Here is a 24,519-nt window from a genome sequence, read left to right as displayed (position 1 = left end):
CAATCCATCCAGAACCTGCACCGGCCGACAACGCGGTTGTCTCGGCGCCTCCCGGCCCGCCGTTCCCTGCCCTCGCGGAGTGGCTGTAGCGCCGACATCTCGCGCGCCGGAGAGTCCGGCTCGCCGCTGGCGGCGACCATGCACGCTTCCGGAACTCATGATGGATTGGCGGAAAATCGGCGCACCGCGGCGCGCGAAAAGCCTCAGCAGGTGCTGATCTGACATAGCACAGGCGGGCGACGAGGCTGGCTATTTCACGTTCAAACGCCGATCAATCTCTCGTGGATGTGGTCGTCCAGAGCCGCAACGAAGCTTTCGGTTCGCCAGCGGCTCAGCTCCATTCGGGCTTGCCGCAGACGTTGAGCCGGAACTCGCCCTCGTGTGGCGGCGGTGATGTCCACGCACTCGTGGAGCTGCCCAGCCGCCGCCTCCGGCGCGCCGGGCTCACCCGTGTGCAATTGGGCGACCGCGCGGTCCGTCAACACGATGCATCGCTGAACAACCTCACGCGAGCGCGCGAGTGCCTCGGCGGCCTTCGCCAACTGCTGCTCAGCGGCGGCCGCTTCGCCGATGTATATCCCGCAAATGCCCTCGAACCCGTGGAGGCGCCCTTTGCTGAACGCGCCCTCCATCGGGTCGCCGGTGGTGTCGGCGTCCAGGTCATGCCAGGCCAGATGCAGCGCAGCCTGTGCGTGGCGTCTCTGCGAAGGATGTCCGCGAACCGCCATCTCGGCCTGGAGCGCGTGCGCTCTGGCCCGCATGAGCACGCTCTCGCCCCGACGAGCATCCTGCACGGCCTCAGCAGAAATCCGGCGCGCCCGACCAATGTCCCCGGTGGAGTAGAAGACCACCATGGTCTGGCTCGAACGGATCAGCGCCCGATGCGACGGCGCTTCCCCGCCAACCGCCGCGACCGCCTCTTCATACAGCGCGAGCGCGGCGACATCGTCCCGGGTCTCGAACGCCAAACGGGCGGCGAGCGCGAACGCTCGCCCGGCAACCACCTGTAACCCGGTCCGCACCGGGTCGGCCTGTTCGCCTAGAAGGAGTTGCCGGCACGCATCTACGACCGCTGCGTGGGCCAAGTGCAGGCGAACAAACGGCACGCTCCCAATCTGCTCGTCCACCGCGGCGGTCGCGGCCACCAAACCGTCCACCACATCAAGATCGAGATCGTCGGGTCGCGAAAGAGCCCCGGCCAGCTCGTTGCGCAGAGGCGGGGCGAGGAACGCCAGCAGGCTCGTTCCGGTGTCGGTGACCGATACGGCGACCGTCGTGCGCAAATCCTCTAGACGCTCCCGGCCAATGCCGAAGAGAGCAAGCGTTTCCAACAGGAATTCGAAATCTGAGCCCGGCCCCAGGGCGACCACACCCAGTGGCGAGCGCGCGTAAACGTGCGCGAGCAGCAGCTGATACCGCTCGTCCGGTGGACTGACGCCAGCCTCCCAGCGAGCGATAGCACGGCGGACACTATCCAGCTGGGCTGTGGCGATCCGAGCGATGCGAAGCCTGCAGGCGTGTGTGCGCAACTCCTTCGCGAGGTCGCCCCAGGACAAACCCCGCGAGTCCCGCAAGCGGCGAAGCCCCTGCGCACCGGCCCTGCGTGCGGCGTCCACCCTCGCAGTACATCACTCCTACGTCACACAGGTACGACGAGCTGCGGTTTGCCCTGCTTCGCGGCATAGCCGAGGGTGTACCAGGTACCACTGGTCTCCGTGCCTCGCCGTGGAAATCCGATGACGGCGTCGGCTCGGTCGACCATCCAGCGATTCCGGGCGTGATATCCCGGTGTGCGAGTTTCGCCACCCAGTTCCACGACCTCGGTGAGACGTCCGGCCTCTTGCATCGCCTCGACAGCATGCCGAGCATCGGCCGGCTGGTCGCGGAGTGTGGCCGGCACGACGACCGTGAGATCGACGGCGGTCTCACTCCCGAGCCACAGCAGCGAAAGCGAGTCGATCCCGGAAGCGCCACCGATAAGGAAGCGCACGCCCTCCCGGGCGAAGGGGGCGATGTACTCCTCGAACAGCGCCCTGTACTCGATCAGGGGACGGTGTGCCGTCGATCGGGTACCGGTGATCGTCACAGCTTGCGGCATGGTCGTGTGTCCTCGCATCACCAAATGTCATCTGCCCTCGCACCGACGAGACCGCTTCACTCGGTACGTATGAGCGAGGAACTCACCCAGCTTGCCAGGCTTTTCCGGGAACACGGGCTTGCGGCCGGGGAATGCCCAGGGCCGAGCCAGGCCGTGACGAATCCCGTCTCGTCCTCACTGCGCGAGGTCGTGAGCTGTCCGACCGACCGTTATCTCACCAACTGGGGATACGAGGTCGGTGAACGCGGTCAGGTACGAGCGATGGCCGACCGCCTGGCATTGCTGCTCGGTGGTCCGGGCGGAGAAGCCCGGTGATCTACCCCGACGACCGGATGTTCAGCTGGGTGGAGCAGCCAACCGGGCACGAGCCACTTGTCAGGTACGCGTGGGACATCCGCACCGCGAGCGCTGACCAGTGCGGTGTAACGCGCGACCCGAACGAAGCCATTGAGTACGTCGATGCGGCTCTTCGTGCCGAGCCAGCGGGCGCGACCGGAACGGTCCGCCGCGTGGCCCTCAGTCCCTCGGGAGGCGCCGAGTACTCCGTCCGTGACGTGATCGGTAAGGCGCGGCTGGATCCGGCCACTGGAATCGTCGTCTGGACAGAGCCGTGAAACGAATCCAAATAGAACGAAATACAGCAACCACGCACGCGTGGACATCGCAGCTCGTATGGGCTCAAGGGCGCGGCGTCCATCACGGCGGCGTGGGACAACTCAGATCTCTGAGGCTCCGCGCCGCCATGCTTTACCACCGTGTGGCCAACGCCGCGGTTCAAGGCGCCCGCGGGCAGCCACACGGCCGCGCGGCGGCGGGACATTCCGCCCCGTCCCGCCGCCGCGCACACACCACAAGGACCATCCGGTGACCCCCGCGTACGAGGTCATCGGCGATAACAACACCCTGATCATCGTGGACGTCGAGACCCGCGAAGTCATCGGCGCCGCCTGCGCCGAGGACGACGACCCGCGGTGGTGGAACACCACCCTGCACGGCAAGGCCCGCCGCCTGTTCGTCCCCGCCAACACCCCGGACCCGCGCCTCGACGTCGCCCGTCGGCTCCGTACCTAGCTCCCAGGAGAATCTGTGCTGTTCACCGACCCGCCCTACGGCACTCTGGACGCCCTCCGCGACACCCTCCGTGGCCGCGCCCCAAAGATCGAAACCCGCTGCCGACACACCCCCGACAGCCCGCCCGAAATGCGAGCGCTCGGCGAACCCGGCACCTACCTCCACGTCACCTAAAACGCCCCGACTACTTGGCCTCGACGGCGAAGAGGACGGATCAGCGTCCCCCGCGCGGGTCACCGCCCGTCCGGCACGGCCTCTATCTCATGACCCGGAAGGGCCGCGAAGGCGCACCCATCTTCGACCGTGACAGAGTCGACGTCGCGAAACACTGACGACCGGACCACGTTTTCGCAGGTCATACCATGCACACATGAGGTGGGTGGCACCCGGCGGCTGGGACGTAGAGCTGATCCGACTTGACGGGCGGCCCACCTTGCGCGCCCGTCGGCACCTCATCCTCATCCGGTACTGCTTCGGCGTCCGCGACCTTGAGACCGTCCTCGCCGCCGCGGACCTCACCACCGCCGACCTCGTCCGAGTCCTCCCGACCACCGCGCGCTGACTCCCAGCCGAGACCCGCCCACGTGACCGCGACTATCGACAAGTGTTCGATCAGGACGCGGGCTGATAGGTCGCGGCGAGATGGTCCTGCAACTCAGCGTGGCGGACCTGGTAGATCGGTCCGACCGCGCGCAGCAGACCGAGGCGGTGACGGTCGTCCAGGAAAGGCATCAGTCGGCAGGGCAAAGGTTCGGCCTTCGCCAGCCGCCATGAGACGACCAGATGGCGGCGGCCAGGCCCGGTGGTCACCCAAAGTGAGCCCGAACACGAGGCCGGCCGCAAGGCCGCCCGTCGGCCCGAACGCCACGCCGGCAGTGAGACCGTCCAGGGTCTGGACGGTGGGATCGACTGCCGGACCGGCCCCGCATCCGACAGCCAGCCCGATCGCGGGCGCGTAATTGCTGACGCGGAACAAGTTCAGAGCCCGGTCGGAGCGCCAACTGCTGACCGGTGTCTGGGGATGGCGTACTCGCGCTGGTGTCTCCGCCAATCTGGCGAGCCCACCGGCGATTCCGAATGCGAACCCGAATGCGAGCCCGGCCGCGATTCCGTGGGCGAGGCCGCCCGCGAGATTGTAGAGGATCCCATAGGGCAGCCCGAACGCCAGGCCGGCCATGAGGCCACCTGTGAGACCGGCCGTAAGGCTGGATTTCGTGTTCTGAAAAAGAAATGCGCCACGCTGGCGGACGCGCAAGTCGGCATATCCAGGCGGGTCGTCCGCCCAAGATCTGGCGGTGGGCCCGAGGGCGAGCCCGACTACGAGCCCGAAGACGAGTCCTCCCTTGAGCCCGATCAGAAGCCCGATCGTGAGGCCGCTCGTCAGCCCGTCCGCAACCCCGGCAGCAAGGGCGAGGAGGGCAAGGCGGAGCCGAGTGATGAGGGTGATGGCGTGGGTGGTGGTGGCCAGGCGCCACTACGCCAGGTCGCGGGTGGGGGTGGCCTGACGGGTGAGGTGGTGGGCCAGGTAGCCCAGCCAGCGACGGACCTGTTCGGGATCGTGGCGGCGACGGGGACGGAATGGTTCGGCGGGGTTGTCACCAGGTGGGCGGGCGGTGATCAGCGCGGGGATGAGCCGGTCGAACAGGTGCGCCCGCAGGGCGCTTGCGGTGGGAAACCGAGCCAGGTCGATGAGCCGGGAGGGATCGGCGCCGGGGGTGATGTAGACGGTGCGCAACAGCCACAGGCCCAGCGGAGTCTCCGCGACATCTGCCACGGCAGCGGCCGGGTAGCCGGGTGGCCGCCGACCGGGAAGCGGTGCGTGGCGCAGGGTGGTCAGAGTGTGCTGCCAGTGCGGACCGGGTTCGGGAGGTAGGCAGGATGCCAAGTAGTCCGCGGCCACCATGGAATCGAGCGGACGGGACTCCAGCACGACTGCGGAGGTGATGACGTCCCCGGCCCCGGTGACCGCGTCGGTGAACTCGGCTGTGCGGCTGGTGAGGATGAGCTGGTCGTCGCCGCCCAGCGACCGGTTCAGCGCGCCGATCACTTCGGTCTGGGCGGGTTCGGGGAGTTCGTCCAAGCCGTCCAGGACGGGCAGCAGATGCCCGCGCGCGGCCAGCGCCCGCACGAACTTCCCATCGAGCGCGGGGGCCCGCAGAGCCGGGTAGTCACCGAGAAGCTGGTCGGGGAGTCAGTCCTGCAGCCGGGGAAACCGTCCGGTGTCCCACCCGGCGATCGGGAACAGGACTGGGACCGGCTCATCGGGGTGCTGTGGGCGGGTGGCCAGCAGATGCAGCAGCAGTTGCACCGCCGGGGTGGTCTTGCCTGCCCCTGGTCCGCCCAGGATCACCAGACGACGACGCCGGGTGCCGCGAAACCGGGTGCCGAGCGCAGCGATGTCGGCACTGGACGCGGTCCACCACAACCTCTGTTCCGCTCCGGATTGGATGTTGGCCGGATGGTCCATCAGTGCGGCCTGCTCGGGCGTCCGCCAGCACACCGGGATCGAATCGGGGTCGTCCAGCAACCGAAGCCGTGCCTCCTCCCGCCACTGCTCGGCGACCATCTCGGCCAGTAACTCCTTGGCGCGCGCCACCGCGTCGGGTGCTGGGACGGTCGGTGTGGCCAACTCGCTGGAGCGTCGCCGCGCCCACCGTACCGCCAGGATCAGCGGCACCGCGCCGGCCAGCACGAACCCTCCGGTGAACTGGGCGCGGTTCGCCGAGACCTGTAACCCGTCCTCGCCCGCCAGCGGAGCGAACGTCACTACCCCCAGCACCAGCACTCCAACCACCGCCGCCAGGACCGCCAGCCACGGCCACCACGCCCTCCCGTTACCCATGGCCGTCATCCTGGAGTTGTGGGCCCCACCACATGGACGAAGACCACAAGCGGCCTCACCAGGGGTTACTGTCCCGACGTCGACGGTGTTCCAAGCAGTGACGAACCGCTTGCCTCTGCGGTCCCCTGCCGAGCAGGCGTCCACCCAGAGTCGTCGAACACCATCCGCTCGATGGTGGTCATCACGAACGAACCGGCCCTGACCTGGCCGCGCAGAAAGCCGGTTCGTCCGCCTCAAAGCAAGCCGCCTCGACCACGACACCCCAAAGTCCGACCACTACCGACGCCGCGCCCGAAACCGCCCACAAGCTAAACAGCTCGGCCACTGGCCGATAGCGCGGGGCAGTAGACCGGTTCGTGTACAAGACGGAGGACGACGCGGAGCCCTCGGACAACAAGATCGAAGTCGCGCAGCGGCAAGTGGTCGCACGAGCCCCGATTCCGGGGTTGAGGTTGCTTTCCCAAGATCGCAATCCGGGGGTGACCTGCTGGAGCCGGCGAGGGGATTTGAACCCCTAACCTTCTGTTTACGAGCAAGATTAGCAAAGTCCAGGCTTGCCCACTGCCGTCCCCTGACCTGCCCGAACCCCTCCCGCGCGTCCGCAATTGTCTAGAGTGATCCAGCGCTGTTGTTAGCACTGGCGTTAGCGCGGACCGTCTCGAGTGCCCGCGCGAACGGCGAGACGGTGTGACAGACAGCTTCGAGCGGGCGTACCCCCCAGGCTGGGGCTGCGAAGCGTCCGCTCCGCTCGTCGAACCGTCGCCTCACCGCGCCCCACCACCTCGATGCGAATTACCGGCGTTCCTTGCCCGTCACGGCCTCACCCAACTTGCAACGTGTGCATCCGGACGTTCACGTGGACCTTCGTTTGCCGCCGTTACTGTCCATCTTTGCCGCACAGCTCGCCGCGAACTGCACAATAGCCGTCCTCAGATACCACCCCAGAGTTACAACCCGCCAGCTTCGACCCCTTCCTAAGTTGCTTCTTTCTGGCTACAGGGAAGCTGCAACGTCAATAGGGGCAATCCATCGTAACCGTTAGCTAGAGGAGCGTTCCTGTCGGTCTGGGAAGTTGCGGTAAAGGTCAGACACGGCATCGTGGAGGGTTCGGGCCATCCGCGCTGGTTCGCCGGGCTTCGGCGATCTGGCAAGCTTGATGTCGCTGATTTGATCCTCGGTCAGAATCCCAAAGGCCTCGGCCATGAGGAGGATGTCGAAAGCAGTGAACCTGTGCTCAATTTCGGGCACGAAAGAGCGCGGGAAAGCCTTCAAAAGACGGTCCGCAAGGAGTTCTTGCAGACCGTTCTCCAGTATGTGCCAGCCTATGGCGAGGGCAGGGCGGTGAAGGCCACTCGTCAATAGAGAGCGCATAGTGCGCAACTCTTCGACGATGGTGGGCGGCACTGCTGGGTCGACCGGCCATGCATCGACATTGACGATCACAGAGTCCGCGGGCTGAGTGAGGACGGGAGTCTCCATAATCGAGGACAGGAAGTCGAGCACGTCAGCCTGCTGGTGCTTGTCCAGAGATTCCGTTGCTTGTACGAGCGAACTGATCAAGCGGTCGGCGCCGTGAGTCCAATAATTGTCTGCCATCTGCGCGGCGAGCGCAATAGTAGGTCGCCATTGGTCGGTTGGGGGCGGGAGAGCACGCCCTGCTTCTTCTGGGGTGTCCCATCGGCTAACGATATGCTTGGCGGCCGCGTATTCCATGAAAGCCCTGTGCATAAACCCGTAGCTAGCCTCGTCACCAATGAGAATCCCCTGGTTGGTCAGGTTTTCGATCAGCTCGCGGGATATCTTCTCAGCCGCATTGCGATCATATTTTTTAATCAAAGTGTCGCTGGCCAACCGCTGGAATGCGGCGGCGGAGATTTCCGAGTCAGAGTTGCGCAGCATGGTGAGCGCAAGCTCGCCGAGGACAACGATACTGTCCTCACTTCGCACGCCCGATCTATCGATGCCCCGTGCGGCATCCCACTTATGGGTCATGACCTCCCAGAACGACGTAAAGAGGTCGGCCCTATTGCGGGGGATGTAACCCATCCCATCGTAATGGATGCAAGTGTAGGTGAGCATAAGAGGGTTTAGCATCATGTCACCAAGGGCCCGGCTCTCATTCTGGAAGGCGGCGGCCATCTCGGATCCTTCGAACCACCGTTCCGCGAACTGGCCCACCTGCTCATCATCAAACTCGGCGATTGTGTAGGTCTGAAAGATCTGGGGATCGAGACTCGCCACCTCGTACGTGCCTGCGCGTGAGGTCACGATGACCTGGGCATTCGGATATTCGGCAGCGAATGACTCGATGGCCGAAGCTGTGTCGATGCGCTCAGTGATCGTCGAAAGTTCGTCCAAGCCGTCGAAGATAACGAGGGTCGGACTGTCAACCATGAGCCTCCGGACCAACCCCTCTGGAGGAGGGGTCTGCAACGAGACTTCCACCAGCCGCTCGATCGTACGAAGAGCCAGCAGGGGGACGGAAGTCTCACGCAACCTCACGAAGAAGGGGACCCTGTTCGCAGCCTTCGCGTACTGGAGGGCGAGGAACCTGCCGAGGGTGCTCTTGCCGCTGCCAGGGGCGCCAAGGACCACGGTTCGATCGATACGGCTTTCGAACTGGTCGAAACTGATCCTTCGCGGGTGGCCTGCAACCAGAGCATGGAACCTCGGAGGCACGTAGAGCCTTTCGAGCGGCCTCGTTTCGCGTCGGCGCGGATCAGAAATCTGAACCAAGCCGTGGTGGCTGAGGATGAAGCGACAGTACCGGTGGACGAAGTCCGCCTCCTCCCGTTCGCGCTCAGTTTGCTGGGCGTCGGTGCGGGTTGCCGCCTCCCAGAGAGGTCGAACCTTCCTTGGATCGCCGCCGAGAACCTGCGTGACATCGGCAACGGTGGCCCAGGATGGTATGCGCCTACCACCGAAGAGTTCGGCAAGAGTGGTGTGACTGGTCGTGCCGATCTCGCCCGCGAGCTTGCGGAACGAAGGATCACCCGCCCGCGTGCGCAGCTTACGGAGTGCCGAGACCAGCTCAAGGTGGGACTTCTCGATTGAGATCACCTCGACGGGCTCCCCTTCAGACAGCACAGCATGTATCGTCACCTTCCATCGACTTGTCATCAACACTCAAAGGCTATCGCATGAAGCGAACCTCCGACATGATCGAACTCACTCGTGACCAGCGTACTGCGGTGGACGCACTTGGCTTTTTCCTCGACAACAACCGACAGTGGCCTTCTGTCGCTGCGTTCGACCGCATGATCTATCGCAGACATGGTCTGCAGTGTGAGATTCTCCTCGACCTCCCTCCAGGCTTGGTTGAGATCCAGCCTGCTCCGGAGGACGGGATCCTTGATCCGTCAGCGCGGGTCGCGCTGACGGTGCCTGGTTACTACGCCTGGGGACAGGGCGGCTTGGTCTTGGACACCCTGGTGACGGTAGTACGGCAGGCTGCCGATCTGGAGTACTACGCGGAAGGGCATCCGAACGAGCACCCCGTGCTAAAGGCAACGGATTTCACCCGGTACAACCAGGTGGGAGAGGCGGGCTGGGATACGCATCTCGCAAAGGTGGGCGCTCTGCTGGACGTTGAGCCCTGGGGCGGCCGCGCGCTACCAGACAGCGCCAGAAGTGGTTGGGCGTACGAAGTGGGTCGCGAGGCGCGTAGGTTCCGCGGCGTTCGAGACGTTCGCGACTACCTCGCACTGCGGCCGTCCGCCAAGGAGTCGGGCCACCTCAATCGCACGGCGGAACCTGCTACGTCACCGTGGCCCGTGCTCTCCGCTCTCACCGGACTGCTCATCCTGGTGTTCGGCGCCTACCGTGACTGGGGCGCGACCCCGGCACTCGCTCTTCTAGTGTGCCTCCCCGCCGCCATCATGACGTGGCGGACGTACCACCTTCGCGGCAGTTGGAAAGATAGCCGGGTCCGCATCTATAGTTTCGTGACCGTAGCGTCCGCTACTTGCTTTGTATTGTCTCTCCTGCCATAAGCAGCAAAGACAGCCCCTAGCCAGGGAAGTGGATTCCGTCCAATTGATCACGATGCTGCGATCGTGCGGTCTACGTGATGTGCCTGTCGAAATCAAACAACGACCTACTCATTACGAGACTAATGAACAAGATCCACACCCGTCCGCAACCGTCCTCCGACCTGCTAGCAACCCTCTCCACCCGCCCACCGGTTCCACCCACGTCCAGCCCCGTCCAGACCCGCCGCTAGCACCCGCGTTAGCAATCCCGCCCCAAGCACATTCGCCCATCCGAGGACAGTTGATCCAGTAGATCGAGCCGACCACGACCGACACACCAGAGGCCGTTGCAGTGATCGCCCTCAACCATATTGCCAAAGCTTAACTTAAACTTGACAGATTCAACACATTGTGCAACCTATCATTGAAATACTATTATGACCGATTCATTCAAAGGAATTGGCGGCGTCTTCGCTCCAAATCTCTACAGGAACGGCATGACTTCAGCGGAGTTGCTAGGCGCAATCATTGGCCCGCTTCTCACAGCCTTGTTGGCGGCCTGCGGGTTCCTATGCAGAGAATACTTGGTGTGGCGCAGCCAGCAGCGAAGGCCATCCGAGGCGCGAGAACGTGGGCAAGAACATCTGCTGATACCCAAAATCAAACAACGCAAGCGATTCCCTCTTAGGTCTTCCCTAGAAGCAATGAAGGCTTTCCTGCTTCTTGGACGGGTGCGCTCACGCACCGGAAGCATCCTTAGGGTCGCATACTACGCGGTACTCCTTTGGGCGTTCAGTGGAGCGGCGGCCTTGTGGACAATAACCTTCGAGCAAGGATTGAATCTCTCGAACATTGTGACCTCAATCCTTACTCTGCTCCTTGCGGGAATCTTTCCAGCGTGGGCTTTTTATACTTTGACACTCCGAGTCGATCGGGCTTTAACGCGACGAAAAGGCGGTATCGAATCTAAAAGGTGATTCCGAGCGGCCGGCTTTCGATCTACCTTCTGATCCGTAGCAAGTGGCAGACCCGTGCCCGGTCGCTCCAGCCCAGCTAGGACTTTGTGTCGCTGATCGTGCGTGTGAGCCGTTGTGTGCCTGTGTTGCTGTACTTTCCTGCTGTACAGCCGCCCCGTTGACCTGCAACAGCACCACAAGCGCACCCGGAGCGCGGGGCCGGTCACCTTCCCTCGCTAGTTCTTGTTGGTCTTCACGGCGTCCCGTCGCGCCTTCCGAGCATGCCGCATCCTCCGTCGTTCCTCTGGCTGCACATACAGCGTGATGGTGGCTTCTTCGATCAGGTTGGCGATGTCGGCTACCTCTTCGGCGGAGTAGATGAGGCCTGCGTGAATGGAGTCGTTGCCGAGCATTCGCGCCTCGTGCAGGTCGTCTACCAAATCGCCGTCAAGACCCTTCACCTTCAGGTTCTCGATCTTGGCGTACAGGTCCTTGCCGGTTCCGCCGCGCTCCTTCACCAACTCCTCGACCACTGCCCGGTACATCACCCCGGCGGCCCGAAGCGCGCCTGCTGCTCGCACTGAAAGCTTCCCCATACAGGGACCGGACGCCGTCCGGCATCGTCTCGTGCAACTTTCGTGGTGAGGGCTTGGGGTAAACCATCTCGCGATGGATGAGCCGCACCTCTCGCGCTGAGTCGGCGTCCTCGCCGGGCAGCGAGACCCGTTTTTCGCGGTACGTCGTGGTCTTGTCGCAGTGCAGGCAACGGTAGACAAGAAGGTCGACCCACGCGTGCGCCTCGGGCGGCCCGACGTAGCTGCTCTGCCCGTACTGGTGGGACGTCGGCCAGATCCGCAGCTTCTCCGACCTGCGGAACGCGGTGCCGTAGTGGCAGTTCGGACAGTCGCCCCTGAGGTTCTCAAAGTCCACAAGACCACAGTAAAGTTGAGAACCGACAACGTCTGGCAGATCACCCCAACGGGGTACACGGGCACCCGATACTGTCCACGTAAGAGCTTGGGCAGCCGTCGCGAGAGGGGAAGCTCACAGCTGGGTCTGTCCAGTCAACGGCTCTGTCGCACTTTCGGTGGTAGCGAAGGGTGGCAGCCCGTCACGCTGAGGGGTGATCGAGGGCGACAGGCTTGTTGATGTGGTGTTTTCGGGCTTGTCCGGCCTGGTCATCGACGATGTGACGGACGAGGGCAAGCTGATCCCGGTGCGGGCCCGCAGCCGGAAGGCACGAGTGCCGTGCCCGGAATGCGCTGTCAAGACCGGCCATGTTCATGGGTGGTGCGAGCGGACCGTGGCCGATGTCCCCGTCGATGGACGGCCGGTAGTGCTGTATGTGCGGGTGCGTCGGCTCGCGTGCCGAGACTGGCGGTGCCCCCGGCGAACATTCCGAGGGCAGTTCCCTGGGCTGCTGGAGCGTTACCAGCGACGAAATGCCCGGCTCACCGCCCAGGTCGGGGCGGTGGTGCGGGAGTTGGCCGGCCGGGCCAGCGCTCGGATACTGGCCGCGCTGGCAGCGCCGATCTCCCCTCACACCGCACTGCGAGCCCTGCTGCGGATCCCGTTACCGATGGTCGCGGCGCCACGGGTGCTGGGCGTGGACGACTTCTCCCTGCGACGCTCCAGGACCTACGCCACCGTTTTGATCGACGCCAAGACCCGCCGGCGTATCGATGTCCTGGCCGACCACAGGTCCGACACCCTCGCAGTGTGGTTGCGCGAGCATCCGGGCGTGCAGGTCGTCTGCCGGGACGGTGCCGCAGGCTACGCCGACGCCATGCACCAGGCCCTGCCCGACGCCCTGCAGGCCGGGAACCGGTGACACATCTGGCACAACCTCGCCCAAGCCGCCGGCAAGAAGGTCACGGTCCACAGCGGCTGCTGGGCCAGCGCCTCCCGGGTGCGCAACCTCAACGGCGCAAAGACCACCACCCTCGCCCGGTGGCAGCAGGTCCATGACCTGCTCGATGCGGGCGTTGGCCTGCTGGAATGCGCCCGGCGGCTGAACCTGGCCCTGAACACCCTCAAACGCCACGCACGGGCCGACAAGCCCCAGCAGATGCGGCGGGCGCCCCACTACCGTCCCACGCCTGTCGATCCCCACCGCAAATACCCGCGCAAACGCCGGGATGAAGACCCCGCGGTTTCCGTCCCGCAACTCCAGCGCGAGATCCGCGAACGCGGCTACACCGGCAACCAGATCCTCCTCTACCGCTACATCACCCAGGGCCGTGTCGAGGACGACCGCCCCGCCCTGTCACCCCGCAGGCTCGCCCGGCTCCTACTCACACGCCCCGAGGCCCTCAGACCCGACCAGCAGGAACTCCTCGCCAAGACCACCAGCGCCTGCCCGGAGATGAACAACCTGGCCCCGCTGGTTCGCAGCTTCGCCCGGCTCCTGATCCCCGCCGTCGACAACGCCGACCGGCTACAAGAGTGGATAACCACCGCCGACGAGGCGAACTCGCCTGCACTCGTTCACCCGCGGTCTGCGACTCGACCAAGCCGCTGCCCACGCCGCCATGACCAGCGAATATCACAACGGCGGCACCGAGGGCGTCAATACCAAGACCAAACTGATCAAGAGACAGATGTACGGCCGAGCAGGCTTCCACCTACTACGCCACCGCATCCTCCTCCGATAGCCTCACCCTCCGCCACCACCGAAAGTGCGACAGAGCCGAAAACCGCACAGTCCCGCTCGGCCATGGCGGTGAGGTGTTGTTCGATCGGATCTGCCGTGACAACGGCATCGTGCACCGGTTGACGGCGCCGCGATCGCCGACCACGACGGGCAAGGTGCGGCTTCGCCCAGCGAGTTTGGATCGGTCGGTTCGGCGACCGGCCGGGGGTCGCGGGCGGGCGGAACGGTGGCCAGGCGGACCGCGGCGGGCAATCGCAGCGGCAGCAACTCCTGTTCGTCTTGAGCGGTGCGGGTGTCGAACCGGTCGGCCGGATACGCCATGCTCAGCGACTGGTGAGGACGGCGGGTGTTGTAGTCGACCACCCAGCCCGCCACCGCGGCCCGGGCCGCGTCCAGGTCATCGAACGGCACCACGTCATCCAGCAGTTCCCGCCGCAGACTGTGGTGGAACCGCTCGTCGATCCCTGACAGCAGCGCTGGAAGCAGCGTCTGGGATGGCGGGGCGGTGGAGTTCGAGCGGACCGCGCCGGCCAGCGGGAACATGTTCGTGGCCGGTCGCCAGTTCTGGCTCGGCCCCGCCCAAGCGGGAGTCACCGTGACGTTTTGGGCCGACGCCGACGTCATCCACCTGCTCAACGCCGGGACCCAGATCAAGTCGGTGCGCTCGCACCTCTCGACCGCGGGCCTGACCGCGCTGGCCGCCCGCGGGGCACGCAAGGCCGGACCGCCGCTGCTGCCGCCGCCTGAGAACGGGGACGCCGTCGAGGTCGACCGGACCGTGAACAAGGACGGCAACGTCGGTTTGGGTCGAGTTCACGCCCTACGCGCCGCGTCTGTCGGCGCTGGCCACCAACCGGAAAGAGTCGGTCGACCTGCTGTGTGATCTTGTTGGGGAGGTAGAGAACCGCATGGCGCTGTGCCGTGCGCAGGGTGTCCGCAACGTCTGACACTGCCGGAAGACCTGTGGCCGCTGCCGGTGGTGGTCCTGGTGGACGAGGTCGCGGAGCTATTCCTGATGGCCGACAAATTTGAGAAGGACGAGGTGTCGCGGACGGCTACCGCGCTGCTGCGGGTGGCTCAGCTCGATCGGGCGTTCGCGGTCTACCTGATCGTGTGCGGGCAGCGCATCGGTTCCGACCTCGGCCCCGGCGTCACCGCCCTACGCACACAGCTCTCCGGCCGGGTATGCCACCGGGTCAACGACCCCGAGACGGCGAACATGACCCTCGGCGACCTGGACCCGGCCGCCCTGGACGCCGCCCGTGCCATCCCCGCCCAGACGCCCGGCGTGTGCATCGTCGCCGGCCAGGACGGCGCCTGGCACCATGCTCGCTCGGTCTATGTCCCCGAACACGAGGCCGAACAGGCAGCTTGCAACTCCGGGCCTTCCTCGTCACTGCTGAGGCGCATCGGCTGTCGGCGTTCTTCCACCTCGCCGCGTACACCGGTGCTCGTCGCGGTGAGTTGCTCAACCTGCGATGGCCAGACGTCGACCTGGACGGCGCTTCCGTCCACATCCGGGGCTCGGTCGGGTTCGTCGCCGGTGAGCGGATCGAGGGAACGACGAAGAGCGGACGGTCCCGCGTCGTGAGCATCGACCCCGGCACGGTCGACGTCCTCAAGGCGCATCGCAAGCGCCAGTTCGCCGACAAGCTCAAGGCGGGTGAGTTCTGGAAGGGCAAGGAGGACGGCCACGTATTCACCACGGGATGGGGCGAGCCAATCCATCCGGACACGGTCTCGTCGCTTATGGCGACGCTGATCAAAGAGCACAACGCGGCGGGCGGCGTCGTCCCTCTCCCCCACGCGCGGCTTCACGATCTCCGCCACGTCCACGCGACGACGTTGCTTCTGGCGGGCGTCGCCGTCCACGTCGTCGCCGCGAGGCTCGGGGGCATGCCGATCCGGCGATCACGCTGCGGGTCTACGCGCACGTGGTGAACGAGCAGCTCGCGGAAGCCGCCTCGATCTTCGCCCAGCGGATCGACGGGGCGGCGTAAGGGGGCGCTGTTAGCAAGACTGTTAGCAAAGAGCCCCCTTCCTTGGGTGGAAGGGGGCTCTGAGCTTGGAGCCGGCGAGGGGACTTGAACCCCTAACCTTCTGTTTACAAGACAGATGCTCTGCCAATTGAGCTACGCCGGCGGGCTCGTCCCGCATCGTAGTCGACGGGGTGGGGGGCTTGCTCGGGGGTTGGCCGGGGTGGGCCTTGGTGAGGATTTTGGTGTGGGGTGTCGATGTGGGGGGTTGGCGTTCGTGTAGGGGGTGAGGGGCCCGGACGGGCCCGGCGCGGACGCGAGGAGGAAGCATGAGGTTGTATGCGCTGAACATGTTCCAGCCGGAGGGGCCGATCCCGCCGCCGGAGGTCATGGAGAAGGTGATGGCGGAGATCGCCGAGGTGCGGCGGGAGCTGGAGGAGGCGGAGGCTTGGGTGTTCGGGGCCGGGCTGCAGTCACCGGACGCCAGCACCGTCGTCCGGCTTCAGGGGGACGAGGTGATCGCCACGGACGGGCCGTTCGCCGAGGGGAAGGAGTACCTCGGCGGGATCACGGTCATCAAGGTCGAGGATCTGGACACGGCGCTGGAGTGGGCTGGGCGGTATGCCCGGATCACGGGGTTGCCGATCGAGGTGCGGCCGTTCTGGAGCGGGGTCTGATTGGAGGTCGAACGGGTCTTCCGTGAGGAGCACGGACGGGCCGTGGCCGTGCTCATCGGGGCGTTCGGTGATGTGGACGTCGCCGAGGAGGCCGTGCAGGACGCGTTCGCCGAGGCGGTCCGGCGGTGGCCCGTGGACGGGCCGCCGCCGAGCCCCGCGGGGTGGATCATCACGACGGCGCGGAACCGGGCGATCGACCGGCTGCGGCGGGAGGCGGCGCGGGACGGCAAGCAGGCGCAGGCCGCGCTGCTGAACGTGGCCGACCCGGTGGAGGAGGGGGCGGTGAAGGACGAGCGGCTCCGGCTGATCTTCACGTGCTGCCATCCGGCGCTGGCGCCCGCGGCGCGGGTGGCGCTGACGTTGCGGCTGCTGGGCGGGCTGTCGACGGCGGAGATCGCGCGGGCGTTCCTGGTGCCGGAGGCGACGATGGCGCAGCGGCTCGTCCGGGCCAAGGCCAAGATCCGGGACGCGGGGATCCCGTACCGGGTTCCGCGGGAGGAGGACCTTCCGGGGCGGCTGCGGGCGGTGCTGGCGGTCGTCTACCTCGTCTTCAACGAGGGGTATGTGGCCAGTTCGGGGGAGCTGGTGCGCGGTGAGCTGTGCGCGGAGGCGATCCGGCTGGGGCGGGTGCTGGCGGAGCTGATGCCGGACGAGCCGGAGGTGTGGGGGCTGCTCGCGCTCATGCTGCTCATCGAGGCGCGGAGGGGGGCGCGGACGCGGGACGGGGAGATGGTGCTCCTCGCCGACCAGGACCGGGGGCTGTGGGACCGGGCGCTGATCGAGGAGGGGCAGGGGATCGTCCGGCGGTGCCTGCGGCGGAACCTGCCGGGTCCGTACCAGATCCAGGCGGCGATCAACGCGGTGCACAGTGACGGGCCGACGGACTGGCGGCAGGTGCTGCGGCTGTACGACCAGCTGATGGTGGTGGCGCCGGGGCCGGTGGTGGAGCTCAACCGGGCGGTCGCGGTGGCCGAGGTCGAGGGGCCGGACGCGGCGCTGGCCGTGGTCGACGCCCTGGACCTCGGCCGGTTCCACCTGTTCCACGCGATCCGGGCCGATCTGCTGCGGCGGCTGGGGCGGATCGAGGAGGCGGCGGACGCCTACGACGCGGCCATCGGGCTGGTGGGGAACGACGCGGAGCGGGCCTTCCTGGTGCGGCGGCGGGACGGTCTGTCAGGTCCCGCGGTTCAGGGCCTGCCCGGCGACGAGGGCGCCTAGCGCGATGGTGAAGCCGAGGATCTGGAGGCCGGTGAGGGTCTGGCCGAGGATCGCCAGGCCCGCGATGGTGGCGACCATGGGGTTGGTGAGGCCGAGCAGGGAGACGGACGTGGGGGCCAGCCGCTCGATGCCGCGGAACCACAGCGCGTACGCGGCGGCGGTGCCGACGATGCCGAGGTAGGCGAAGCCCGCGAGGTTCTCGCCGGTGACGGACGAGGGGACGCCCTCGAAGGCGAGGGTGAAGGGGGCCAGGGCGAGGCCGCCGACCGTGAGCTGCCAGCCGGTCATGACCAGCGGCGATTCGGGTGGGGCCCACTTCTTGGCGAGCACGATCGCGACGGCCATCAGGGACGTCGCGGTGAGCATGGCGGCGATGCCGAGGGGGTCCAGCCGGGCCTCGGCGGACAGGGTCAGCAACGCGACGCCGCCCGTGCCGACGAAGGCGGCGTACAGGACGGCGCGGGCCGGGCGGGCCCGCAGGACGAGCAGCGACCCCATCGCCACGAGCAGCGGCTGGACGGAGCCGATCGTGGCCGCGACGCCGCCGGGGAGCCGGTAGGCGGCGAAGAAGATCAGCGGGAAGAAGGCGCCGAAGTTGAGCATGCCGAGCACCGCGGACTTCCACCACCAGTGGCCCTTGGGCAGGCGGCGGTTCACCGCGAGCAGGACGAGCCCGGCGGGCAGGGCCCGCATCGTGGCGGCGAGCAGGGGGCGGTCGGCGGGCAGGAGTGTGGTGGTGACGACGTAGGTGGTGCCCCAGCTCGCCGGGGCGAGGGCCGCGAGCGCGAGGTCCCCCAGGGGGCGGGTCCGCACCATCGGCGGTGCCGCGACGGCGGTCATCCGGCATCACTCCTCATGCTTGATAATCTCAACATAAAGATAAATGCTGACTGTACGAACGTCAACTATGTGAGCATTGAGATTATTTCGGCCCGGCGCCCGAGGACGCCGGGCGGGAGGAGGACGGGGTCAGGCGCGGAGCCGGCTGATCTCGTAGAGGGCGATGCCGGCGGCGACACCGGCGTTGAGGGACTCGGCGGTGCCGGGCATCGGGATCGTGACGAGCATGTCGCAGGTGTCGGCGACGAGCCGTCCGAGGCCCTTGCCCTCCGAGCCGACGACCAGCACGAACGGGCCGGACGCGACCTCCAGGCCCGCGACCGTGACGCCGCCCCGGGCATCGAGGCCCGCGACGAAACAGCCGGCCTTCTGGTACGCCTTGAGCTGGCGGGCGAGGTTGGTGGCCTGGGCGACCTTGACGGTGGCGAGCGTCCCGGCGGAGGACTTCCAGGCGCCCGCGTTTACCCCGGCCGCGCGCCGCTCGGGCACGACGACGCCGGTGGCGCCGAACGCCGCGGCCGACCGGACGATCGCGCCGAGGTTGCGGGGGTCGGTGATCCCGTCCACCGCGACGACCAGCGGCGCGGGGCCGGTGAGCAGGTCGTCGGGGTGGGCGTAGCGGTACGGCCTGACCTGGAGCGCGATGCCCTGGTGGACGGCCCCGTCGGTGAGCCGGTCGAGTTCGTTCCTGCCCGTCTCCAGCAGCGGGATGCGGCGGTCGGCGGCGAGCTGGATCGACTCGCGGACGCGCTCGTCGGTGCCGGACGCCACGTACAGCGCGCTGCCCGGGACGCCCGCGCGCAGGGCCTCGACGACCGGGTTGCGGCCGGTGACCAGCTCGGGGACCTCGCCGTTCGCGCGGCGGGCGCCGGCGGGACGTCCTCCGGCGGGCTGGCGGGGGTCGGATCCGGCGCGGGCGCCGGGGCCGACCGTCGGGGTCCCGGTCCGCTTGGCGCTCTTGATGGCGCGGGCCTTCTGGCGCTTGCCGTGCCAGTGCCTGTCCTCGGCCTTGGGGGTGGGTCCCTTGCCCTTGCGCTTGGCCATGATCGGTACGCCCCTCGCGATGGTTGCGGCTCGCTCGCCCTCGCGGCTGTCGGGCGGCTCAGATCTTCCCAGGGCGGCACATCGGCGAACGCCCGTGAACGTCCGATTTTATCCGCTGGACGAGGTGGCGGATGCACGAAGCGCGCCGCGGGTCAGTCGCGCTTCAGTTCCCAGCGGGCGCCGTGGGGCGTGTCCTCCACGACGATCCCGGCCTCGGACAGGCCGTCGCGGATGGCGTCGGCGGCAGCGTAGTCCTTGCGGGCGCGGGCGGCCTGACGCTGCTCCAGCGCCACGGCGACGAGCGCGTCCACGACGGGGCGCAGGTCGTCGCCGCCGGTCTGGTGCCACTGGGCGGAGAGGGGGTCGAGCCCCAGCACGTCCGCCATGGCCCGGACGGACGCCAGCCGCTCGCGGACCGCGTCGTCGTCACCGGAAGCGAGGGCGCTGTTGCCCTCCCGGACGGCCTCGTGCAGCGCGGCGAGGGCCTGCGGGACGCCGAGGTCGTCGTCCAGCGCGGCGGAGAACGCGTCGGGGAGATCGGCGGCCGGGGACCCGGCGCCGACCACCTCGGCGGCCCGCGTGACGAAGCCCTCGATGCGCTGGTAGGCGGAGACGGCCTCGGCGAGGGCCGCGTCGGTGTAGTCCATCAGCGACCGGTAGTGCGCCGAGGCGAGGTAGTAGCGGATCTCGGCGGGACGGGCCTTCCCGAGCAGGTCGGGCAGCAGGACGACGTTGCCGACGGACTTGCTCATCTTCTCGCCGTCCACCGTCAGCAGGCCGTTGTGCAGCCAGTAGCGGGCGAAGCCGTCACCGGCGGCGCGGGACTGCGCGATCTCGTTCTCGTGGTGCGGGAAGATCAGGTCGACGCCGCCGCCGTGGATGTCGAAGACGGGCCCGAGGTACCGGGTCGCCATCGCCGAGCATTCGAGGTGCCAGCCGGGGCGGCCCTCGCCCCAGGGGGTGTCCCAGAACGGCTCGCCGGGCTTGGCGCCCTTCCAGAGCGCGAAGTCGCGGAAGTCGCGCTTGCAGTCGCCGTCGGGGGTGTCGCCGGTGGAGCGCATGTTCTCCAGCCGCTGGTTGGACAGCGCGCCGTACTCGTCGGCCCAGGACTTCACGTCGAAGTACACGTCGCCGCCGGCGGCGTAGGCGTGCCCCTTGTCGATCAGCCGGCGCATCAGGACGATCATCTCCGGGACGTGCCCGGTGGCGCGGGGCTCGATCGTCGGGGGCAGGCAGCCGAGCAGGTCGTAGCCCTGGGTGAAGACACGCTGGTTGCCCTCGGCGACCGCGAACCACGGCACGCCCTGCTCGGCCGCCACCGCGATGATCTTGTCGTCGACGTCGGTGACGTTGCGGACGAACGTCACCTCGTGGCCGGTCGCGCGCAGCCAGCGCAGCAGCACGTCGTAGATGACACCCGAACGCAGATGGCCGATATGTGGTGATGCCTGCGGAGTCGCACCACACACGTACATCCCCACGCGGCCCTCTTCCAGGGGCTCGAACGCGCGGACGCTACGGGTACCGGTGTCGTAAAGGCGCAGGCTCACGGAGCCAGGTTATTGGATCCGCGTGCAATCGCGCGGCGACGTTCAGGATCCCGCGAACAGGGCGTCCAGCCGGGCGGCGAACGCACCGGGCTCGGAGCCGAAACCGCCGTGGTCACCGGGCCAGGTCTCGGCCTTGGTCCCGAGCCGCCCGGCGGCGGCGTGGGTGGCCTCGTGGGCCGGCTGCCCGGCCGACGCCTCCCCCGCCACCAGGACGATCCGCACCCCGGACGAGCGCAGCGCGTCGGCGTCGAGGCGGTGGCGGGCGAACGGGGGCACCTCGTAGCCGACGAAGAAGTCGGTGTTCTTCTGGAAACGCGCGAGCATCGCCTGCGTCTCCGCGTCCGGCTCCTCCTGGGGCTCCTCGCCGCCTTCGCCGCCGTCATCGCCGCCGACCCCCATCTCGGCGCCGAACACCGCCATGGCGGGGCCGGCGCCGCCCTCGGCGTAGGCGTCCGCGACCCTGGCGATGACGTCGTCCCAGTGCCCGGCGTCCGGCAGGAGGCCGAGGAACGGCGGCTCGTGGGCGACGACCGTCCGCACCTGTTCGGGGTGCCGCGCGGCCAGCTCCAGCCCGATGATCGCGCCGGAGCTGTTGCCGAACACGTGCGCCGGACCGGTGTGGAGGGTCGTCCCCCTAGTGGCCGGACCGTTCCCGATCTCGGCCAGCAGGCGGGACGCGTCGTCGGCGTGCACTTCGACGCGCTGGGGCTCCGGCGGGCCGTCCAGCGGGCTCCGCGAGTTGCCGCGGCGGTCGTAGGTCACGACCGTGTACCGGTCGGCGAGCAGCCCGGCGAGCCCGGCGTAACCCGCCGCGTCGTAGATCCCGCCGCAGATCAGCAGCAGGACGGGCCCGGATCCGCGGACCTCGTAGTACAACGTCGCCCCGGGGACCTTGAGCGTCCTCGTTTCCATGGTCTCTCCGTTCAGGCCCGCGGCGCGGGCCTCCAGGTAGCGTTTCTCGGGAAGGCTCGTGGTGGCGCGCGCGGCCGCACGGTACGCCTCCCGGGCGGCGCCGGTGTCCCCGGCCCGCTCCAGGAGGTGCGCGCGGACGGCGGCGAGCCGGTGGTGGCCGGACATCCGCTCGTCGGCGTCCAGGGTGGCGAGCAGGTCGAGCCCGGCGCGCGGGCCGTCCACCATCGCCAGCGCCACCGCCTCGTTCAGCGTGACCATGGGGTTCGGCGCGAGGTGGGCGAGCAGCCGGTAGAGCGAGAGGATCTGCGGCCAGTCGGTGTCCTCGGTGCGCGGCGCCTCGGCGTGCACGGCGGCGATGGCGGCCTGGAGCTGGTAGGGGCCGGGGGGCGACCAGGTGAGGGCGTCGGTGATCAGCGCGGTGCCCTCCTCGACGGACTCCCGGCTCCACAGCGTCCTGTCCTGCTCGGTCAGCGGGATCAGCAGGCCGCCGCGGCCGGTCCTCGCCGGGCGGCGCGCGTCGGTCAGCAGCATCAGCGCGAGCAGGCCCGTGACCTCGCCGTCGCCGGGCAGCAGCCCGTGCAGCGCCCGCGCCAGCCGGATCGCCTCGGCGGTGAGGTCGGCGCGCTGGAGGTCGGGCCCGCTGGAGGCGGTGTACCCCTCGTTGAAGATCAGGTAGAGGACGTGCAGGACGGCCCGGAGCCGCTCGGCGCGCTCGTCCCCCGGCGGCATGCCGAAGCGCGCGCCGGTGGCCTTGATCCGCTGCTTGGCCCGGCTGATCCGCTGCCCCATCGTCGCCTCGGGGACGAGGAACGCGCGGGCGATCTGCCCGGTGGTGAGGCCGCCGACGGCCCGCAGGGTCAGCGCGATCTGCGAGGACGGCGACAGCGCCGGATGGCAGCACAGGAACAGCAGCGTGAGCGTGTCGTCCCGGTCGCCGGGCTGGTCCTCGTCCGGCGCGGGCACCGAGCCCCCCGGCCCGCCGGACGGGTCCCGCGCGGCGACGGCCGCCTCCCGGTCGCGGCGGGCGCTCTCGCTGCGCCACTGGTCGGTGAGGCGCCGGGTCGCGACGGTCAGCAGCCAGCCGCGCGGGTTGTCCGGGACGCCCTCGTCCGGCCACTGGACGGCCGCGGCCAGCAGCGCCTCCTGGACGGCGTCCTCGCAGGCGTCGAACGCGCCGTGCCGCCGGACGAGCGTGCCGAGGACCTGCGGCGCGAGCGTGCGCAGCAGGTCCTCGACGGCCGCGGGGGTCGTCACATCTCCGCCCCGCCGCCGCCCAGGACGGCCCGCACCTCCATGCGCCCGCCGTACCGGACGTCCGGCCAGCGCGAGGCTATCTCCACGGCCCGCTCGACGGTCTCGCAGTCCACGGTGATGTAGCCGGCGAGATGCTCCTTGGCCTCCAGGAACGGCCCGTCGGTCACGGCGGGCAGCCCGTCCCTCTCGCGGACGACCTTCGTCTGGGACGGGTCGGCCAGCGCCTCCCCGCCGGCCAGCTCGCCCCGCTCGGTCAGCTCCTTCATGATCGAGTCGACCTCGCCGAACAGCCGGTCGCGCTCCTGCTCGTCCAGCTCCTCGACGAAACCGGGCCGGTTGAAGATCAGCAGCATGTACTTCACGGGTGTCTCCCTCGTCTCCGGGCGCCCCTGGCGGCGCGCCTCACGCATGGATCGGAGCCGCCGGGACGTTCTCGACATCCTCCGGGAAGAAAGTTAGCGGGGACCTTCGTCCAGTGCCTTGACCTGCGAACACAACGCGACGAACGCAAGCGCGTCCGGCATGTGCCCGGCGATGGCGGCCAGGGCCGTCCGGTCGCCGGGAGCGCGCACCAGCACCACCCCGCCGTCGATCACGACGTCGCGGACGGCGTGCCACGGGACCCGCTCGCCCTCCTTCTCCAGGCCGTCCAGGTCCACGGTGAACGGCCCGAGCCGCACCGGCTCCCCCGCCCGGACCACCGCCAGGTAGCGGGGGACCTGGCGTGCCGTCACCTCACCGGCGACGGCCTCGCCGAGGATCTCGACGTCCGGCAGCTCGTCGCCGAACCGCAGGACGCGCCCGTCGCGGGCGACGACCGTGACGCTCCACCGCGTCCGCCTGCGCCGCCGGACCCCGGACACGGTCACGGAGACGAGGTCGTCCCAGGCGTAGGCCGCGTTCCGGTCGTCGCGCACATCGTCCACGTCGCCGGTGTCCCGCGCGCCGCCGCCGGGCTCCCGCACGACCAGGCCGCCCTTGAACAGGCGCACCACCCGGTCTCGGCCGCGCAGGCCGCCGCTCCCGACGATCCAGGCGGTGCCGCTCGCGTAGGCGGCGGCCAGCAGCGCCGCCGGGACCCCCAGCCACCACTCGCCCTCACCCAGGTAGATGATCGCCGCCGGGACGAGCATCGCCGCGGCCACCCCCAGCAGCGCCAGCCATCCGACGACGCGGCGGCGGGCCGTCCTCCCGTCGAAGACGCGGCCCGGCTCGCCCAGCCACCCGGCGAGCCCGGCGGCGGCCTCCGCCGGGGCCGCCGTGTCCCCCGCGGTCCCGGGGCCGTCGGGGACGTCCGCACCGCCGCGCTCCTCGGGGCCGGGCCCTCCCAGGCCGGACCCGTCCGGACGGGAGTCGTTCGGGCCGGTCCCGTCGTCCATCTCCGCCGTCGCGGCGTCGGGCTCCGCTTCGTCGGGCTCGGGCTCGTCCCGCCCCGGTTCCTCTTGTCGCACCCCTCG

General features: G+C 68.3%; 21 protein-coding genes, 1 tRNA gene and 3 pseudogenes. 11 read left to right on the top strand and 14 right to left on the bottom strand.

Annotated features, from left to right (window positions below):
* Positions 1 to 260 precede the first annotated feature (260 nt).
* Entirely contained in the window at positions 261 to 1,616 is a 1,356-nt protein-coding gene (locus tag AGRA3207_RS26685) for an NsdA family TPR-like regulatory protein (RefSeq protein WP_231329752.1), read from the bottom strand.
* A 23-nt stretch (positions 1,617 to 1,639) separates the two neighbouring features.
* Entirely contained in the window at positions 1,640 to 2,116 is a 477-nt protein-coding gene (locus AGRA3207_RS26680) for a DNA-processing protein DprA (protein ID WP_273699943.1), read from the bottom strand.
* Between the two features lie 51 nt (positions 2,117 to 2,167).
* On the opposite strand from AGRA3207_RS26680, the gene AGRA3207_RS26675 reads away from it, so the two are divergent.
* The 4 genes from AGRA3207_RS26675 (at position 2,168) to AGRA3207_RS26660 (ending at position 3,731) form a co-directional block, all read left to right on the top strand.
* Positions 2,168 to 2,413 (top strand): hypothetical protein, encoded by a 246-nt coding sequence (locus tag AGRA3207_RS26675; protein WP_231329750.1) that lies wholly within the window; start codon positions 2,168 to 2,170, stop codon positions 2,411 to 2,413.
* The gene (locus AGRA3207_RS26670; protein WP_231329749.1) at positions 2,410 to 2,712 is read left to right on the top strand and encodes a hypothetical protein; all 303 of its coding nucleotides are present in this window, start codon (positions 2,410 to 2,412) and stop codon (positions 2,710 to 2,712) included. Before AGRA3207_RS26675 ends, AGRA3207_RS26670 begins: the two co-directional genes overlap by 4 nt.
* Before the next feature lie 250 nt (positions 2,713 to 2,962).
* A complete protein-coding gene (locus tag AGRA3207_RS26665; protein WP_231329748.1) occupies positions 2,963 to 3,169 on the top strand; it encodes a hypothetical protein in 207 nt (68 codons plus the stop codon).
* 370 nt (positions 3,170 to 3,539) lie between these two features.
* Complete coding sequence (locus tag AGRA3207_RS26660; protein ID WP_231329747.1) at positions 3,540 to 3,731, top strand: hypothetical protein; 192 nt, start codon at positions 3,540 to 3,542, stop codon at positions 3,729 to 3,731.
* 912 nt (positions 3,732 to 4,643) lie between these two features.
* Here AGRA3207_RS26660 and AGRA3207_RS26655 read toward each other — a convergent pair.
* From AGRA3207_RS26655 to AGRA3207_RS26645, 3 genes are all read right to left on the bottom strand, one after another.
* Positions 4,644 to 5,297, bottom strand: a complete 654-nt coding sequence (locus AGRA3207_RS26655) for a hypothetical protein (RefSeq protein ID WP_231329746.1) — start codon at positions 5,295 to 5,297, stop codon at positions 4,644 to 4,646.
* 63 nt (positions 5,298 to 5,360) lie between these two features.
* Positions 5,361 to 6,011 carry a hypothetical protein gene (locus AGRA3207_RS26650; protein WP_231329745.1) on the bottom strand — a complete coding sequence of 217 codons (651 nt, stop codon included), beginning with the start codon at positions 6,009 to 6,011 and terminating at the stop codon, positions 5,361 to 5,363.
* Between the two features lie 1,038 nt (positions 6,012 to 7,049).
* Positions 7,050 to 9,071, bottom strand: coding sequence for an NACHT domain-containing protein (locus AGRA3207_RS26645; RefSeq protein WP_231329744.1), 2,022 nt, complete (start codon positions 9,069 to 9,071; stop codon positions 7,050 to 7,052).
* An 80-nt stretch (positions 9,072 to 9,151) separates the two neighbouring features.
* On the opposite strand from AGRA3207_RS26645, the gene AGRA3207_RS26640 reads away from it, so the two are divergent.
* Positions 9,152 to 10,003, top strand: a complete 852-nt coding sequence (locus AGRA3207_RS26640; RefSeq protein WP_231329743.1) for a hypothetical protein — start codon at positions 9,152 to 9,154, stop codon at positions 10,001 to 10,003.
* Between the two features lie 1,171 nt (positions 10,004 to 11,174).
* Here the strand turns inward: AGRA3207_RS26640 and AGRA3207_RS26635 are convergent.
* Positions 11,175 to 11,534 carry a DUF4145 domain-containing protein gene (locus AGRA3207_RS26635; RefSeq protein WP_231329742.1) on the bottom strand — a complete coding sequence of 120 codons (360 nt, stop codon included), beginning with the start codon at positions 11,532 to 11,534 and terminating at the stop codon, positions 11,175 to 11,177.
* A 527-nt stretch (positions 11,535 to 12,061) separates the two neighbouring features.
* Between AGRA3207_RS26635 and AGRA3207_RS26630 the strand changes: the two are divergent.
* A pseudogene (locus tag AGRA3207_RS26630) lies at positions 12,062 to 13,592 on the top strand (ISL3 family transposase).
* 320 nt (positions 13,593 to 13,912) lie between these two features.
* Here the strand turns inward: AGRA3207_RS26630 and AGRA3207_RS40350 are convergent.
* Positions 13,913 to 14,134: pseudogene (locus AGRA3207_RS40350) on the bottom strand (integrase core domain-containing protein); the annotation flags it as partial.
* Here AGRA3207_RS40350 and AGRA3207_RS26620 point away from each other — a divergent pair.
* The 3 genes and pseudogenes from AGRA3207_RS26620 to AGRA3207_RS26610 all read left to right on the top strand — a co-directional run bounded on the left by AGRA3207_RS26620 (position 14,097) and on the right by AGRA3207_RS26610 (position 15,532).
* Complete coding sequence (locus tag AGRA3207_RS26620; RefSeq protein ID WP_231329740.1) at positions 14,097 to 14,474, top strand: hypothetical protein; 378 nt, start codon at positions 14,097 to 14,099, stop codon at positions 14,472 to 14,474. The pseudogene AGRA3207_RS40350 and the gene AGRA3207_RS26620 overlap by 38 nt on opposite strands.
* 132 nt (positions 14,475 to 14,606) lie before the next feature.
* A pseudogene (locus tag AGRA3207_RS40345) lies at positions 14,607 to 14,663 on the top strand (hypothetical protein); the annotation flags it as partial.
* Positions 14,664 to 14,776: 113 nt separating this feature from the next.
* The gene (locus tag AGRA3207_RS26610) at positions 14,777 to 15,532 is read left to right on the top strand and encodes a tyrosine-type recombinase/integrase (protein WP_420830780.1); all 756 of its coding nucleotides are present in this window, start codon (positions 14,777 to 14,779) and stop codon (positions 15,530 to 15,532) included.
* A 125-nt stretch (positions 15,533 to 15,657) separates the two neighbouring features.
* Here the strand turns inward: AGRA3207_RS26610 and AGRA3207_RS26605 are convergent.
* Positions 15,658 to 15,733 (bottom strand) — tRNA-Thr (locus tag AGRA3207_RS26605).
* Positions 15,734 to 15,896: 163 nt separating this feature from the next.
* Here AGRA3207_RS26605 and AGRA3207_RS26600 point away from each other — a divergent pair.
* Together AGRA3207_RS26600 and AGRA3207_RS26595 are read left to right on the top strand one after the other, a co-directional pair.
* Entirely contained in the window at positions 15,897 to 16,244 is a 348-nt protein-coding gene (locus AGRA3207_RS26600) for a YciI family protein (RefSeq protein WP_231329738.1), read from the top strand.
* Entirely contained in the window at positions 16,245 to 17,462 is a 1,218-nt protein-coding gene (locus AGRA3207_RS26595) for an RNA polymerase sigma factor (RefSeq protein WP_231329737.1), read from the top strand.
* Here AGRA3207_RS26595 and AGRA3207_RS26590 read toward each other — a convergent pair.
* From AGRA3207_RS26590 to AGRA3207_RS26560, 6 genes are all read right to left on the bottom strand, one after another.
* On the bottom strand, positions 17,418 to 18,302 hold the full coding sequence (locus tag AGRA3207_RS26590; RefSeq protein ID WP_231329736.1) for an EamA family transporter: 885 nt from the start codon (positions 18,300 to 18,302) through the stop codon (positions 17,418 to 17,420). The two genes, AGRA3207_RS26595 and AGRA3207_RS26590, sit on opposite strands and share 45 nt — an antisense overlap.
* Before the next feature lie 129 nt (positions 18,303 to 18,431).
* Positions 18,432 to 19,346: a 23S rRNA (guanosine(2251)-2'-O)-methyltransferase RlmB gene (gene rlmB, locus AGRA3207_RS26585; protein WP_231329735.1), complete on the bottom strand. Its 915-nt coding sequence runs from the start codon at positions 19,344 to 19,346 to the stop codon at positions 18,432 to 18,434.
* 152 nt (positions 19,347 to 19,498) lie between these two features.
* On the bottom strand, positions 19,499 to 20,896 hold the full coding sequence (gene cysS / locus AGRA3207_RS26580; RefSeq protein ID WP_231329734.1) for a cysteine--tRNA ligase: 1,398 nt from the start codon (positions 20,894 to 20,896) through the stop codon (positions 19,499 to 19,501).
* Positions 20,897 to 20,938: 42 nt separating this feature from the next.
* Complete coding sequence (locus tag AGRA3207_RS40490) at positions 20,939 to 23,062, bottom strand: alpha/beta fold hydrolase (RefSeq protein WP_338028223.1); 2,124 nt, start codon at positions 23,060 to 23,062, stop codon at positions 20,939 to 20,941.
* Positions 23,059 to 23,415 carry a YciI family protein gene (locus AGRA3207_RS26565; RefSeq protein WP_231336398.1) on the bottom strand — a complete coding sequence of 119 codons (357 nt, stop codon included), beginning with the start codon at positions 23,413 to 23,415 and terminating at the stop codon, positions 23,059 to 23,061. The genes AGRA3207_RS40490 and AGRA3207_RS26565 overlap by 4 nt, the downstream gene beginning before the upstream one ends.
* 102 nt (positions 23,416 to 23,517) lie before the next feature.
* Complete coding sequence (locus AGRA3207_RS26560; protein WP_231329733.1) at positions 23,518 to 24,513, bottom strand: DUF6585 family protein; 996 nt, start codon at positions 24,511 to 24,513, stop codon at positions 23,518 to 23,520.
* Positions 24,514 to 24,519 lie beyond the last annotated feature (6 nt).

The organism is Actinomadura graeca (genome assembly GCF_019175365.1).
Lineage (GTDB): Bacteria > Actinomycetota > Actinomycetes > Streptosporangiales > Streptosporangiaceae > Spirillospora > Spirillospora graeca.
This window is presented reverse-complemented; position numbering and strand designations above follow the sequence as displayed.

Coding starts and splice junctions, on each gene's coding strand:
- AGRA3207_RS26650 (WP_231329745.1), bottom strand. CDS start 6,011: ATGGGTAACGGGAGGGCGTGGTGGCCGTGGCTGGCGGTCCTGGCGGCG.
- AGRA3207_RS26635 (WP_231329742.1), bottom strand. CDS start 11,534: ATGGGGAAGCTTTCAGTGCGAGCAGCAGGCGCGCTTCGGGCCGCCGGG.
- AGRA3207_RS26675 (WP_231329750.1), top strand. CDS start 2,168: ATGAGCGAGGAACTCACCCAGCTTGCCAGGCTTTTCCGGGAACACGGG.
- AGRA3207_RS26590 (WP_231329736.1), bottom strand. CDS start 18,302: ATGACCGCCGTCGCGGCACCGCCGATGGTGCGGACCCGCCCCCTGGGG.
- AGRA3207_RS26680 (WP_273699943.1), bottom strand. CDS start 2,116: ATGCGAGGACACACGACCATGCCGCAAGCTGTGACGATCACCGGTACC.
- rlmB (WP_231329735.1), bottom strand. CDS start 19,346: ATGGCCAAGCGCAAGGGCAAGGGACCCACCCCCAAGGCCGAGGACAGG.
- AGRA3207_RS26640 (WP_231329743.1), top strand. CDS start 9,152: ATGAAGCGAACCTCCGACATGATCGAACTCACTCGTGACCAGCGTACT.
- AGRA3207_RS26565 (WP_231336398.1), bottom strand. CDS start 23,415: ATGCTGCTGATCTTCAACCGGCCCGGTTTCGTCGAGGAGCTGGACGAG.
- AGRA3207_RS26660 (WP_231329747.1), top strand. CDS start 3,540: ATGAGGTGGGTGGCACCCGGCGGCTGGGACGTAGAGCTGATCCGACTT.
- AGRA3207_RS26610 (WP_420830780.1), top strand. CDS start 14,777: ATGCCACCGGGTCAACGACCCCGAGACGGCGAACATGACCCTCGGCGA.
- AGRA3207_RS26600 (WP_231329738.1), top strand. CDS start 15,897: ATGAGGTTGTATGCGCTGAACATGTTCCAGCCGGAGGGGCCGATCCCG.